Here is a 12,742-nt window from a genome sequence, read left to right on the forward strand (position 1 = left end):
GGGCCGTATTGCGCCGAGGCTTCAGCGGTGGCGTATACGGGGGCTGCTCGACGACCGACGTATAATCCGGGACGATGAATTCGGGAGGCGCAAAGGCTGGTTCCGGCGCGATCTGGGTTGGGGCCGGGGCGCAGCGGAAAACGGTGTGAACCTCTCGACCGGGTCCGGCGTCCGCATCAGCGGCGCGAGCGGCGGCGGCACGGGCGCGAGCGGCGTCGCGGCCGGGATTTCTAGCGCATCCTCGATCACCGGTGCGGGCGCCTGGAACCAGCTATGTCGACAATTGGCGCAGCGCACGGTGCGTCCCTCGCCGCCGATCGCGCTGTCGGGGACCAGATAGCGCGTGCTGCACTCGGGACATTGGAGGATCATGGAGACGCTTCACCAGCGGCCGCCGGAGCGCGACCGTTCATGTTCCGAATAAGCACGCTGCCCGTCTATGTGGCAAGCTTGAAGCGGCGCGCGCTTTCATGCGAAAGCGCCAATACGGGCATTGGCACGGGCATCAAGCGGGCGAGAGCGGGCGCAACCACGTCATGGCGAATATCGTCCAATTCGAAAATGTCGGGCTGCGATACGGCTTGGGTCCGGACGCAGGCCCCGAGACGTTGTCGGACCTCAGCTTCACGCTGCGCAGTGGTGCATTCTATTTCCTCACCGGCGCGAGCGGTGCCGGCAAGACCTCGTTGCTGAAGCTGCTGTACCTCGCACAACGCCCAACGCGCGGCGTGATCCGGCTGTTCGGCGAGGATGCGGTGGTGTTGTCGCGCGACCGGCTGCCAGGGTTCCGGCGGCGGATCGGCGTGGTGTTCCAGGATTTTCGGCTGGTCCCGCACCTGTCGACCTGGGACAATATCGCGCTGCCTTTGCGCGTGGCGGGGATGCCCGAGGCCGATATCGAGCAACCGGTGCGCGAGATGCTCACCTGGGTAGGACTCGGCGACCGGGCGGATGCACGACCGGCGACCTTGTCGGGTGGCGAGCAACAGCGGGTCGCGATCCGCGCGCGGTGATCGCTCGCCCCGAGATCCTGGTGGCGGACGAGCCGACCGGCAATGTCGACCCCGACATGGCGGAGCGGCTGCTGCATCTGTTCGAATCGCTCAACAAGCTCGGCACCACGGTGGTGGTCGCGACGCACGACTTCCATCTGCTGGGGCGGATTCCGGGCGCGCAGATGATGCGACTCGATCGCGGGCGGCTGCTCGATCCGACGGGCGCGCTCCGCTATCCGCCGACACGGCCCGAATGATGAGCCGCGCCACCAAAGCCCGGTCGTCGGCCGAACGCCGCGTGCTCGACGAAGCGGGCGGGCTACGCGCGATGACGTGGGTGATGGCGATCATGCTGTTCCTGACGATGCTCGCGGCGGCACTGGGACTTGCGACCGCGGGGGCTGCGCGGCTGCTCGATCGGCAGTTGGCGGGGCGGTTGACGGTGCAGGTCGTCGATGGCGATCCGGTCCGCCGTGACGTCGCCGCCGCCCGTGTCCTTGCTGCCTTGCGGACGATGCCGGCGGTGGCGACGGCGACGCCGGTCGATCGCGCGGAGCTGACACGGTTGCTGCAACCCTGGCTTGGCTCCGACGGCGCCGATCCGCAATTGCCCGTGCCGGCGATGATCGACGTCGACCTTGCCGACCATGACGAGGCCGCCGCGTCGCGCGTTGCGGCCACGGTCCGGCGTCTGAATTCAAGTGTCCGCGTCGACCGGCACGAAAGCTGGATGTCGCCGGTCAACGACGTGATGCGCACGCTGACGTTCCTCGCGCTGGCGCTGGTCCTGCTGATGGCGAGCGCGACCGCCGCGGTGGTGGTACTCGCCGCCCGTGCGGGGCTCCAGACGCATCGCGCCACGATCGCGGTGATGCACATGCTCGGCTCGACCGATCTTCAGGTCGCGCGGCTGTTCCAGCGGCGGATCGCACTCGACGCGACGATCGGTGGCGTCGGTGGGGGTGTCGTGGCGTTGCTGGTGGTCGCGTTCATCGGCATCCGGCTGCATGGGCTCGGCTCGGACCTGCTCGGCGGGGTGACGCTTGGCGGGGTCGACTGGGTGGTGCTCGCGCTGTTGCCCGTCGCGTTCGTCGTCCTCGCCACGCTCGCCGCGCGTCACGATCGTCCGTGCGCTGAGGCACATCCTGTGATCGTCCGGTTGTTCGGCATCATGGCGCTCGCCTGGGCGTTCGGCTTTGCGCTGTTCATGCTGATGCTGCCCAAGCCCCTGAACGGCTTCACCTCGGATGCAATCGTCGTGCCGACCGGCGGAGCGGGCCGGATCGATCGCGGGATCGCGTTGCTGCGCGATCACCAAGCGAAGCGGATGCTGGTGACGGGCGTCGCGCCGGGGGTGCGGCCGATCGATCTCGCTCTCGAATACCGGACGTCGCCCGCGCTGTTCGCGTGCTGCATCGATCTAGGCGCGGACGCGGTCGATACGCGGTCGAATGCCGAGGAGACCGCGCAGTGGGTGCGCGTGCACAAATACCGGTCGGTGCGGTTGGTGACGTCGGACTGGCATGTGGCGCGGGCGCGGATGGAGCTTTCGGCGGCGCTCGACAAGAATGTCGTGATCCTCGGCGATGGCGTGCCGGGTACGCCGCGGCTCGGGACCTTGGTCAACGAATACAACAAGTTGATCCTTCGCCGGATCGCGTTGTGGATTGGATTTGGCGGATGATTTGGTTGCGCAACTGGGCGTTCATGCTCATTTTCTACATGATCTCGGTACCGATCGTGGTGACCGTGCCGATTTCCGCTCTGTTCGGATCGCGGGCCGTGATCGTGCATTCGACGATCTGGACGCGCTTCCATCGCTGGTGCGCACGGGTGATTCTCGGCGTGCATATCCGGATCGAAGGGACTCGGCCGACCGAGCCCGCTTTCTATGCGTGCAAGCATCAGGCGATGTTCGAGACGCTCGAGTTGCAGGCGCTGCTCGACGGCCCTGCGATCGTGCTGAAGCGCGAACTGGCGGATATCCCGGCCTGGGGTTGGGCGGCGCGGCGCTACGGCGCGATCGTGGTCGACCGCGAGGCGTCGGCGACGGCGATGCGCAGCATGATGCGCGAGGCGACCGCGGCGAAGGCGACGGGGCGCTCGATTCTGATTTTTCCGGAAGGGACGCGGGTGTCGCCGGGCGAGCATCCGCCGCTCAAGCCAGGGTTTGCCGGGCTGTACCGTGCGTTGAAAATGCCGACCGTGCCGATCGCGTGCGACAGCGGGCTGGTGTGGCCGCGGAAGGGCCCGAAGCTGCCGGGGGTGATTACCTTCCGGTTCGGCGAGGTGGTGCCGCCGGGCCTGCCGCGTGAGGAGGCTGAGGAGCGAGTTCATGCGGCGATGAACGCGCTGGATTAAGTTCGGAAGGCTATTCCCAACAGCCGACCACCCCGGCGGAGGCCGGGGCCCAATTGGGGGACGTCGCTAATATGCGCTGCGCGTTGTTACGCTGGCCTACCCAATTGGGCCTCGGCCTGCGCCCGGGTGGTAGAAGATTTACCCGTGAGTCCGCCCGAAATCCTGCACGTCGTCGTCCTGACCCTGTTCGACGATGCTCCGCCGGATCGCCCGGGTCCGCGTGAACAGGTCGAACAGCGCGTCGCCGTCGCCCCAGCGGATCGCGCGCTGGAGGTGGCTCAGATCCTCGGAGAAGCGCTGGAGCATTTCCAGCACCGCCTCGCGGTTGTTTAGGAAGATGTCGCGCCACATCGTCGGGTCGGACGCCGCGATCCGCGTGAAGTCGCGGAAGCCGCCGGCGGAATATTTGATGACCTCGGACTGGGTCACTTCCTCCAAGTCGCCGGCGGTGCCGACGATCGTGTAGGCGATCAGGTGCGGCAGATGGCTGGTGACGGCGAGAACGCGGTCGTGATGCTCGGGCGCCATCGTCTCGACCTGCGCGCCGAGGCGACGCCAGAATTCGGAGACACGCTCGACCGCGACCGGGTCGGCGCCCTCGGGGGCGTGACGATGCACCAACGGTGGCGGAATAGCGTCGCGAAGCCGGCTTCGGGGCCTGAGCGCTCGGTGCCCGCCACCGGGTGCGCGGGGATGACGGTCGCGTCGGGCAGCGCCTCTGTCAGTGCGCGGACGATCTCGGCCTTGCAGCTGCCGACGTCGCTGACGACCGCGTCGGCGGGGAGCTCGGCCGCGAACTCGCGCGCGACGTCGCCCATTATGCCCACGGGCACGCACAGGATCACGAGGTCGGCGTCGATCACCGCCGCCCCCGCCGAGTCCGCGACGTCGTCGCAGAACTGCAACCGGTCCGCGGTTTCGCGCACGCTGTCATCGGCGTCGTAGCCGGTGACGCGGACGGTCGGCATCGCCGCCTGGATCGCGCGCGCCACCGACGAGCCGATCAGTCCCAGCCCGATGATCGTGACGCGCGCGAACGGCAGCATCAGGCGGCTTCGACCAGCGCGCGCAATGCCGCGGTGACGCCGCGCGTTTCCTCTTCGGTGCCGATCGTGATGCGCAGCGCGTTAGGCAGGCCCTGGCCCGGCAGCCAGCGGACGATGTAGCCCGCCTCCATCAGCCCGTGATACGCGGCGTCGGCGGTCAGCTTGCCCTCGAACAGCACGAGGACGAAGTTCGCCTTGGACGGCACGCAGCGAAGCCCGGCATTGCCCATCTGCCCGATCTGCTCGACGAACCAGCCGCGCCACGTGTCGTTGTGCGCGCGCGTTGCCTCGACGAAGGCGGTGTCGGCGATCGCGGCGACGGCGGCGGCCTGGCCCGCGGTGGTCACGTTGAACGGTGCGCGGATGCGGTGCATTGCATCGATGATCGGCGCACAGGCATAGCCCCAGCCGATCCGCTCGGCAGCAAGCCCGTGGATCTTCGAGAAGGTCCGCGTGACGAGCACGTTCGCCTCGGTCATCGCCAGCGCAAGGCCGGCATCGTCCTCCTCGGGCGACAGATATTCGGCATAGGCCTGATCGAGTACCAGCAGCACCGACTTCGGCAGCCCGGCATGCAGCCGCGCGATTTCCGCGCGGCGTGAACGTGCCGGTCGGGTTGTTCGGGTTGGCGACGAACACGACGCGCGTACGCTCCGTCACCGCAGCGAGGATCGCGTCGACATCGGTCGCATAGTCGCGGTCGTCGACGATGACGGGCTCGGCGCCTACCCGGCGCGTCGCGATCTCGTACACCGCGAAGCCGTAGCGGACGTGGATGATCTCGTCGCCGGGGCCCGCATAGGCGCCCGCGACCAGATGCAGGATCTCGTCCGAGCCGGTGCCGTAGATCACGCGTGCTGGATCGAGGTCGTAATGCGCCGCCAGCGCCTCGCGCAGTGCGGTCGCGCCGGCGTCGGGATAGCGTTCCAGCGTCCGGTCGGCGGCGTCGAACGCGGCCTTCGCGGCGGGGCTGGTGCCGAGCGGGTTTTCGTTCGACGACAGCTTGATCACCGTGCGGCCATCGTCGGTCGTCGAGCGACCGGGCGTGTACGGCGCGATCCCCATGATCCAGGGCTTCGGCGCGGGTGCGGGCATGATGTTTGTCATGGTCGCGGGACATAGCGGGCACGGTGCCGCGGTGGCAATGTTTGTGCGTGGTGTAGGCGAACGGATCGTCGGACTGACTTATCCTCCCCCGCAAGGAGGAGGTGGCGCGCAGCGACGGAGGGGGAGGGCGACGCAACAGCTGTGTTCCTGTCCTCCCCCTCCGTCTGGCGAGGGCCAGCCACCTCCCCTTGCGGGGGAGGATCGAGGACGCAGCGCTGGCATGTTCGCGGGCGCTTATGGTAGCGCGCGGCATGCTCGACACGCCTGCCATCGGCCCCAGCACCGACCACGACACCGACCAGCGCTTCGGCCTCGCGCGGCGCGTCATGCTGCCAGGGCCGCTCAGGCTCGACGGCGGCGTGCTGCTGTCGCCGGTCGATATCGCGTATGAAACGTACGGTACGCTCAACGCCGATGCCTCGAACGCCATTCTGATCTGCCACGCATTGACCGGCGACCAGCACGTCGCCTCGCATCACCCCCGCACCGGCAAGCCCGGCTGGTGGACCCGCATGGTCGGCGAGGGCAAGCCGATCGATCCCGCGCGACATTTCGTCGTCTGCGCGAACGTGCTGGGCAGCTGCATGGGCTCGTCGGGCCCCGCGACGATCAATCCGGCGACCGGGCGGCCCTGGGCGATGGGGTTCCCGGTCATCACGATCTCGCGACATGGTACGCGCGCAGGCGATGCTGCTCGACCATCTCGGCATCGGCGTGCTCCACGCGGTGGTCGGCGGATCGATGGGTGGGATGCAGGCGCTGAGCTGGCCCGCGACCTTCCCCGACCGCGTGAAGGCGTGCGTCGTAATCGCCTCGACCGCACGGCATACCGCGCAGAACATCGCGTTTCACGAGGTCGGCCGGCAGGCGGTGATGGCCGATCCGAACTGGCGCGGGGGCGAGTATCACGACGACGACGCGCCGACCGCCGGGCTCGCGGTGGCGCGGATGGCAGCGCACATCACCTATCTGTCCGAAGCCGGGCTGACCGAGAAATTCGGGCGTCGGCTGCAAGCACGCGATGCGAAATCATTCGGGTTCGACGCGGATTTTCAGGTCGAGAGCTATCTGCGGCACCAGGGCCTCGCTTTCACTGACCGGTTCGACGCGAACTCGTATCTCTACATCACGCGGGCGATGGATTATTTCGATCTCGCTGAGGAGCATGGCGGGATGCTCGCCAACGCGTTCCGCGCGACCAAGGCGCGGTTCTGCCTCGTCAGTTTTGACACCGACTGGCTCTACCCGACTGCCGAATCCCGCGCGATCGTCCAAGCCTTGAACGCTGCGGGCGCGCCGGTGAGCTTCGTCGAGCTGTCGAGTCCCTACGGCCATGATGCGTTCCTGCTGGAGGCCCCCGATCTCAACCGGGTCGTCGACGGCTTCTTGAGGGCGGGGCGATGACGATCCTCCTTTCGGACGACGTGGACAAGCTGCAGATCGACCGCATCCATGGCTGGCTGGCGAGCAGCTATTGGTCGCCGGGGATCGAGCGGTCGCTGGTCGAACGCGCGATCGCGGGGTCGCATTGCCTCGGTGCGTATCAGGGCGAAACGCAAGTCGGGTTCGCTCGGATGATCACCGATCACGCGACATTCGCGTGGCTCGCCGACGTTTGGGTCGAGGAGTCCGTGCGCGGGCAGGGGTTGGGGCGGCGGATGGTCAGCTGGTTCCTTGATCACCCCTCGTTCGCAGGACTGCGGAGGATTGGCCTCGTCACTGCCGACGCGCACGGCGTCTATGCGGGGCTCGGCTTCCACCCGCTGGTCCGCGCCGATCGCTACATGGAACGGCTCGCCCCCGGCCTCGCCGAGCAGCTACGGACCGCACCATGACTCTCAGAACCGACCTTGCCGTCATCGCCGAGAACGTCGCGCAGGGCAGTCGCGTGCTCGATATCGGCTGTGGCGACGGCGCGCTGATGGCGGCGCTGCGCGACACGCGCGAGGTCGACGCGCGCGGACTGGAGATCGACGCGCACAACGTCGCCTCGGCGGTCGCACGCGGCCTGTCGGTGATCCAGGGCGATGCGGACATCGACCTTGCGGGCTATCCCGACGCGAGCTTCGACTATGCGATCCTCAGCCAGACGCTGCAGACCGCGCGCGCCCGATCTCGTGCTCGATCACCTGTTGCGAGATCGGCCGGCGCGCGTTCGTCAGCTTTCCCAATTTCGCGCATTGGCGGGTGCGGCTGTCGTTGCTGTGGGGTGGCCGCATGCCGGTGACGCGGCAATTGCCCGAAAGCTGGTACGACACGCCCAACATCCACCACGTCACGATCGACGATTTCCGCGCCTTCGTGAAAGCGCGTGGGATCATCGTCGAGGACGCTTGGTTCCTGTCGGGTGACAAGCGGACCGGCGCGGGCGCTGCCAATCTGCTCGCCGAGCACGCAGTCTTCCTGCTGCGGCGTTAAGGGCGGCGGTAACGGCGCCGCGATAAATGTAACACTATGTCGCCCGATATTGATGGCGATCAGTATCGGCGCGGAACCGATCGGTCGGCGACCGGTTAACACGCCGATGACCAAGACCGCCCTCATTGTCGAAGACGAGATTTTCGTCGCACTCGACCTCGAGAGAATCCTCACTGATGCCGGATACGGCGTGGCGGGGATCGCGGCCGATCGCGAGAGCGCGATCGCGGCCGCGCCGGGTTGCAGTTTTGCCTTTGTCGACATCAACCTGCGTGACGGACCGACCGGACCCGAAATCGCCAAGCGGATGGCAGCCGAGTACGGCGTCAAAGTCGTGTTCGTCACCGCCAATCCCGCTCAGATCGGCGATGCGGAATGCCTTGGCTACATCCGCAAACCGTTCAGCGACGCAGCAATCTTGGCGGCCGCCGCGCTCGCCTGTGACGAGCAACCGGTCATCCACGACGATATCATCCGCATTCGTTAACGGCTGAAGGCGGCTTTCGGGATATCCACGGCCACGGTCAGGCCCGCGCTATTCCATGTGCGCTCGATCTTGCCGCCGAGCTGACGCACTGCGCTCATTTCGATGAGCTGCGTACCAAAACCCGAAGGCGTGGTCGGTTCGGTCACGGCCGGGCCACCTTTTTCGCTCCATGTCAGCGTCACCGTGTCTCCGATCGCCGCCACGATGATCTGCACGGTGCCCATTTCGGTCGCGAGCCCGCCATATTTGGTCGCGTTGGTCGCCAGCTCGTGGAACAGCAGCGCGAGTGGCGTAGCCGATCGATCGTCGATCGTCACGTCGTCGCCCGATACGATCACGCGCATGCCGTCGACGCGTTGATACGGCTCAAACAGCTCCTGCAACAACCCATGAAGGCTGTTCTGCGCCGCCGATGGTCGCGAGTTCGCGCTGTGGGGCCGGACGAAGTCGTGCGCGCGACCCAGCGCGGTAATGCGGTGGCGCAGGTCGGTCGCGATCCCGGCGAACTCCGGTTTGCCGCGTGCGGCGAAGGCGATCAGCCCTGCGATCACCGCGAAGATGTTCTTGATGCGGTGACTCAGCTCCTGGCTGATGATCTCGCGCTCTTCGTAGGCCAGCTTCTGTTCGTGGATGTCGGTGCAGGTCCCGAACCAGCGCTGGATCGCGCCGTTTTCGTCGCGCACCGGTAGCGCTCGACCAAGCACCCAGCGGTAGGTGCCGTCGAAATGCCGGAGTCGGTATTCGATGTTGTACGGCTCGCCGGTGTCGAGCGACTGGCGCCAGACGGCCCAGGCGCGGTCCTGATCGTCTGGGTGGAACATGTCGTTCCAGCCTTCGCCGTCGGTTGTCCCGACGGGCGTGCCGGTAAATTCGTACCAGCGCGCGTTGAAATAATCGTGGAAGCCGTCGGGGAGCGTCGACCACACCATCTGCGGCATGGTGTCGGCGAGTGTCCGGAACCGCAGGTCGCTCGCCTCGAGCGTCCGCCGCGCCTCGGCTTCGGCAAACGCCTGTTCGCGCGCGGTACGGCGGTCGTCGAGCCGCCCCATCGCCGCCTTGGCGAGCAGAGTCAGGCCGTCGCGCTGGAACCGGGTTAGCCCCTCGCGCGGATCGGGCGCCAGCACGCACAGCGCACCGAGTGGTACGCCTTCGCTCGAGACCAGCGGCGCACCGGCATAGAAACGCACATAGGGTTCGCCCGTCACCAGCGCATTGTCGGTAAAGCGCGGGTCCGTGCGCGCGTCGGCCACCTCCATGACTTCGTGATGGTGCATCGCGTGCGCACAGAACGACATGCTGCGCGGCGTCTGTTCGAGATCGGTGCCGGTGCGCGAGAGGAACCGCTGATATTCCTCCTCGACCAGGCTCAGCAACGCGACCGGCGCGTCGCACAATTCGGCCGCGAACGACACGATATCGTCCAGCTGGCCTTTCGCGCGCGCACCGGCAACGTCGTAGGCCGAGATCACGCGGGAGCGCTCGGCCTCGTCGAACGTGGCGGTCGTAGGAACGGAATACAGCGTCGTCATTGAGCTTAGAACGGCACGTCGTCGTCGAGATCGTCCGAGAAGCCACCGGTCTGGCCGAAGCTGCCGCCGCGGGCGCCGCCACCGCTACCGCCACCGGAAGGTGCGCTGCCGCCACGACCACCGCCGCCGTAACCGCCGCCGCCACCCGACGAACCACCGCCGAAGTCGTTGCCGCCACCGCCGCCGGCCCAGTCGTCGCCACCGCCGCGGCTACCACCGCCGCCGCCTGCACCCCCGCCTGCACCACCGCCTGCGCCGCCGTTCGGACCGTCGAGCATCGTCAGGACGCTGTTGAAGCCCTGCAGCACGATCTCGGTCGAATACTTGTCCTGGCCCTGCGCGTCCTGCCACTTCCGGGTCTGGAGTGCGCCCTCGATATAGACCTTCGAGCCCTTGCGGAGATACTTTTCGGCGACGTTCGCGAGACCTTCGTTGAAGATCGCAACCGAATGCCATTCGGTCTTTTCCTTGCGCTCGCCCGACATCTTGTCCTTCCAGGACTCGGATGTCGCGATGCGCAGATTGACGACCTTGCCGCCGTTCTGGAACGCCTTGCTCTCCGGGTCGCGACCCAGATTGCCGACGATGATGACCTTGTTGACGCTGCCTGCCATGATGCCCCTCAGAGGCCGGCGAACACCGCCAGCCAGTATGTAATGCCAGCCATGATGTAGGCGGCGGCGAACAAATAGCCAACCATGAACGCCGGCCATTTCCAGCCATTTGTCTCGCGACGGGTGACGGCGATGGTCGAAATGCACTGCGGCGCGAACACGAACCACATCAGGAAGGCGAGCGCGGTCGGCAGGCTCCAGCGGCCGCGGAGGTTCTCGATCATCGCCTTGCCGCCCTGGTTGCTCGCGGGATCGTCGATCGCGTAAACCGTGCCGATCGCCGCGACGGCGACTTCGCGTGCGGCCATCGCCGGGATCAGCGCGAGGACGATGTCGCGGTTGAAGCCGATCGGCGCGAATACCGGCGCGATGCCGTTGGCGATCCGCCCGGCGACCGAATAATCGACCGCCGAGATCTTTGGCGCGCCGGCGGGCTGTTCGGGCGGCTTGGGGAAGCTCAGCAACACCCACAGGATGATCGTCGAGGTCAGGATGATGCCACCGGCGCGCTTCAGGAAGATCTGCGCGCGGCTCCACAGGCCGATGCCGACGTCGCGCCACTGCGGCCACTGGTATTTGGGCATCTCCATCATGAAGCCCGACGACACGCCCTTGGTCACCGTCCGGCGCAGCACCAGCGCGGCGACGAACGCGCCGACGATGCCCATCACGTACAGCCCGAGCATCACCAGCCCCTGCAACCCGACGAACGGCAGCACCTGCGTGTTGGGAATGAATGCGCCGATGATCAGCGTGTAGACCGGCAGGCGCGCGGAGCACGTCATCAGCGGCGCGATCAGGATCGTGGTCAGGCGGTCCTTCTCGTCGTCGATCGTCCGCGTCGCCATGATCCCGGGGATCGCGCAGGCGAAGCTCGACAGCAAAGGGATGAACGCGCGGCCGGACAGCCCGACGCTCGCCATCACGCGGTCCATCAGAAACGCCGCGCGGACCATGTAGCCGCTAGCTTCGAGCACGAGGATGAAGAGGAACAGGATCAGGATCTGCGGCAGGAACACGATGACCGCGCCGACGCCCGCGATGACGCCGTCGACCAGCAGCGAGCGGAGCAGCGAGATCGGGCAGTTCGGCGGTCAGGAACCCCTGCAACGCGGTGAAGCCCGCATCGATCGCGTCCATGAACGGCTGTGCCCAACTGAACACCGCCTGGAACATCAGGAACATGATCGCCAGCAGCAGGATCGGCCCGGCGACGGGGTGCAGCGCGACCGCGTCGAGCATGTGCGTCCAGCGACGGACCTGCGTCTCGGACACGGTCGCGGATGTTGCGATCTGGCGCGCGGCGCTGGAGCGTGACGATGTCGTCCTGCACGCTGCCGTCGGATTTGCGGAGGCGCATCGGTCCGTTGACGACGATGCTTGAGAGCGCGGCCTTGAGTTCGTCGAGGCCACGCTTGCGCACCGCGACGGTCGGGATGACCGGCACGCCGAGTTCGCGTTCGAGCACCTTGGGATCGAGCTTCAGCCCGTCGCGCTCGGCAAGATCGACCATGTTGAGCGCGACGACGACCGGCAGGCCGAGCGCGATCAGCTGGAGCGTGAAGCGGAGATGGTTGTCGAGATTGGCGGCGTCGACAACGACGACCAGCGCATCGGGAAGGCGCTCGCCGTCCTGCGTGCCGGTGACGACGTCGCGGGTGACTCGCTCGTCGGGGGAGGAGGGTTCGAGGCTGTATGCGCCGGGGAGGTCGACCAGTTCGACCAGTCGGCCGTCGTCGAGCATCAGACGCCCGACCTTCCGCTCGACAGTGACGCCCGGATAATTGCCGACCTTCTGGCGCGCACCCGTCAGCGCATTGAACAGCGCGCTCTTGCCGGCATTGGGATTGCCGACCAGCGCAACCAGCGGTGCTGCGTTCATTTTATGAGGTTATTCTGCCGCTGCAGGCATTGGCGAGACGTGGATCGCGCCGGCGACCGCACGACGGAGCGCGACGGTCATCCGGCCGATCCGGCAGGCGATCGGGCCCTGGCCCAGCGTCGCGCGGTGCAGGACCTCGACATCGACACCCTCGTCGAAACCCAGTTCGCGAAGCCGGCGTGCTTCCGGCCCAGCGAGCCGCGCCCATTCGATCGCGGCGACAATCGCATGCTGCTTGCGAGGCAGCGTTTCGAGGCTGACGGAACGATCGGGGCGAGTGTCCATGATGCGACTGATTATCAG

The 12,742-nt window shown here is 66.9% G+C and carries 8 protein-coding genes and 6 pseudogenes; 7 read left to right on the forward strand and 7 right to left on the reverse strand.

The genetic code is table 11. From position 1 onward, the window contains the following. Positions 1-21: 21 nt before the first annotated feature. On the reverse strand, positions 22-372 hold the full coding sequence (locus QP181_RS14915) for a zinc-ribbon domain-containing protein (protein ID WP_333929035.1): 351 nt from the start codon (positions 370-372) through the stop codon (positions 22-24). 164 nt (positions 373-536) lie between these two features. On the opposite strand from QP181_RS14915, the pseudogene ftsE reads away from it, so the two are divergent. From ftsE to QP181_RS14930, 3 genes and pseudogenes are all read left to right on the forward strand, one after another. Next, positions 537-1,252 (forward strand): annotated as a pseudogene (gene ftsE, locus QP181_RS14920) (cell division ATP-binding protein FtsE). Positions 1,253-2,142: 890 nt separating this feature from the next. Beyond that, positions 2,143-2,679 carry a YdcF family protein gene (locus QP181_RS14925; protein WP_132734987.1) on the forward strand — a complete coding sequence of 179 codons (537 nt, stop codon included), beginning with the start codon at positions 2,143-2,145 and terminating at the stop codon, positions 2,677-2,679. Further along, on the forward strand, positions 2,676-3,356 hold the full coding sequence (locus tag QP181_RS14930; protein ID WP_333929036.1) for a lysophospholipid acyltransferase family protein: 681 nt from the start codon (positions 2,676-2,678) through the stop codon (positions 3,354-3,356). Before QP181_RS14925 ends, QP181_RS14930 begins: the two co-directional genes overlap by 4 nt. 138 nt (positions 3,357-3,494) lie before the next feature. Here the strand turns inward: QP181_RS14930 and QP181_RS14935 are convergent. Together QP181_RS14935 and hisC are read right to left on the reverse strand one after the other, a co-directional pair. Then, positions 3,495-4,402: pseudogene (locus QP181_RS14935) on the reverse strand (prephenate/arogenate dehydrogenase family protein). Continuing rightward, positions 4,402-5,497: pseudogene (gene hisC, locus QP181_RS14940) on the reverse strand (histidinol-phosphate transaminase). Before hisC ends, QP181_RS14935 begins: the two co-directional pseudogenes overlap by 1 nt. Positions 5,498-5,760: 263 nt before the next feature. Here hisC and metX point away from each other — a divergent pair. The 4 genes and pseudogenes from metX (at position 5,761) to QP181_RS14960 (ending at position 8,414) form a co-directional block, all read left to right on the forward strand. Beyond that, positions 5,761-6,913, forward strand: a pseudogene (metX, locus tag QP181_RS14945) (homoserine O-acetyltransferase MetX). Next, positions 6,910-7,344: a GNAT family N-acetyltransferase gene (locus QP181_RS14950; protein WP_132734997.1), complete on the forward strand. Its 435-nt coding sequence runs from the start codon at positions 6,910-6,912 to the stop codon at positions 7,342-7,344. The pseudogene metX and the gene QP181_RS14950 overlap by 4 nt, the downstream one beginning before the upstream one ends. Then, positions 7,341-7,927: pseudogene (gene metW, locus QP181_RS14955) on the forward strand (methionine biosynthesis protein MetW). The gene QP181_RS14950 and the pseudogene metW overlap by 4 nt, the downstream one beginning before the upstream one ends. 106 nt (positions 7,928-8,033) lie before the next feature. Next, the gene (locus QP181_RS14960; RefSeq protein WP_332755951.1) at positions 8,034-8,414 is read left to right on the forward strand and encodes a response regulator; all 381 of its coding nucleotides are present in this window, start codon (positions 8,034-8,036) and stop codon (positions 8,412-8,414) included. On the opposite strand, the gene QP181_RS14965 is transcribed toward QP181_RS14960, so the two are convergent. From QP181_RS14965 to QP181_RS14980, 4 genes and pseudogenes are all read right to left on the reverse strand, one after another. Beyond that, positions 8,411-9,943 (reverse strand): sensor histidine kinase, encoded by a 1,533-nt coding sequence (locus tag QP181_RS14965; RefSeq protein WP_333929037.1) that lies wholly within the window; start codon positions 9,941-9,943, stop codon positions 8,411-8,413. The genes QP181_RS14960 and QP181_RS14965 overlap by 4 nt on opposite strands. A gap of 5 nt (positions 9,944-9,948) precedes the next feature. Next, positions 9,949-10,557, reverse strand: coding sequence for a single-stranded DNA-binding protein (gene ssb, locus QP181_RS14970; protein WP_333929038.1), 609 nt, complete (start codon positions 10,555-10,557; stop codon positions 9,949-9,951). 8 nt (positions 10,558-10,565) lie between these two features. Next, positions 10,566-12,439 (reverse strand): annotated as a pseudogene (gene feoB / locus QP181_RS14975) (ferrous iron transporter B). A gap of 9 nt (positions 12,440-12,448) precedes the next feature. Then, the gene (locus QP181_RS14980) at positions 12,449-12,724 is read right to left on the reverse strand and encodes a FeoA family protein (RefSeq protein ID WP_060526089.1); all 276 of its coding nucleotides are present in this window, start codon (positions 12,722-12,724) and stop codon (positions 12,449-12,451) included. Positions 12,725-12,742 lie beyond the last annotated feature (18 nt).

Origin of the sequence: Sphingomonas sp. LR55 (genome assembly GCF_036856015.1) — a bacterium.
In the GTDB taxonomy this organism is placed as follows: Bacteria; Pseudomonadota; Alphaproteobacteria; order Sphingomonadales; family Sphingomonadaceae; genus Sphingomonas.

What these genes read in the sequence shown, in the direction of transcription:
- QP181_RS14915 (WP_333929035.1), bottom strand. Translation starts at nt 372, where the DNA reads ATGATCCTCCAATGTCCCGAGTGCAGCACGCGCTATCTGGTCCCCGAC.
- QP181_RS14930 (WP_333929036.1), top strand. Translation starts at nt 2,676, where the DNA reads ATGATTTGGTTGCGCAACTGGGCGTTCATGCTCATTTTCTACATGATC.
- QP181_RS14950 (WP_132734997.1), top strand. Translation starts at nt 6,910, where the DNA reads ATGACGATCCTCCTTTCGGACGACGTGGACAAGCTGCAGATCGACCGC.
- QP181_RS14960 (WP_332755951.1), top strand. Translation starts at nt 8,034, where the DNA reads ATGACCAAGACCGCCCTCATTGTCGAAGACGAGATTTTCGTCGCACTC.
- QP181_RS14965 (WP_333929037.1), bottom strand. Translation starts at nt 9,943, where the DNA reads ATGACGACGCTGTATTCCGTTCCTACGACCGCCACGTTCGACGAGGCC.
- ssb (WP_333929038.1), bottom strand. Translation starts at nt 10,557, where the DNA reads ATGGCAGGCAGCGTCAACAAGGTCATCATCGTCGGCAATCTGGGTCGC.
- QP181_RS14980 (WP_060526089.1), bottom strand. Translation starts at nt 12,724, where the DNA reads ATGGACACTCGCCCCGATCGTTCCGTCAGCCTCGAAACGCTGCCTCGC.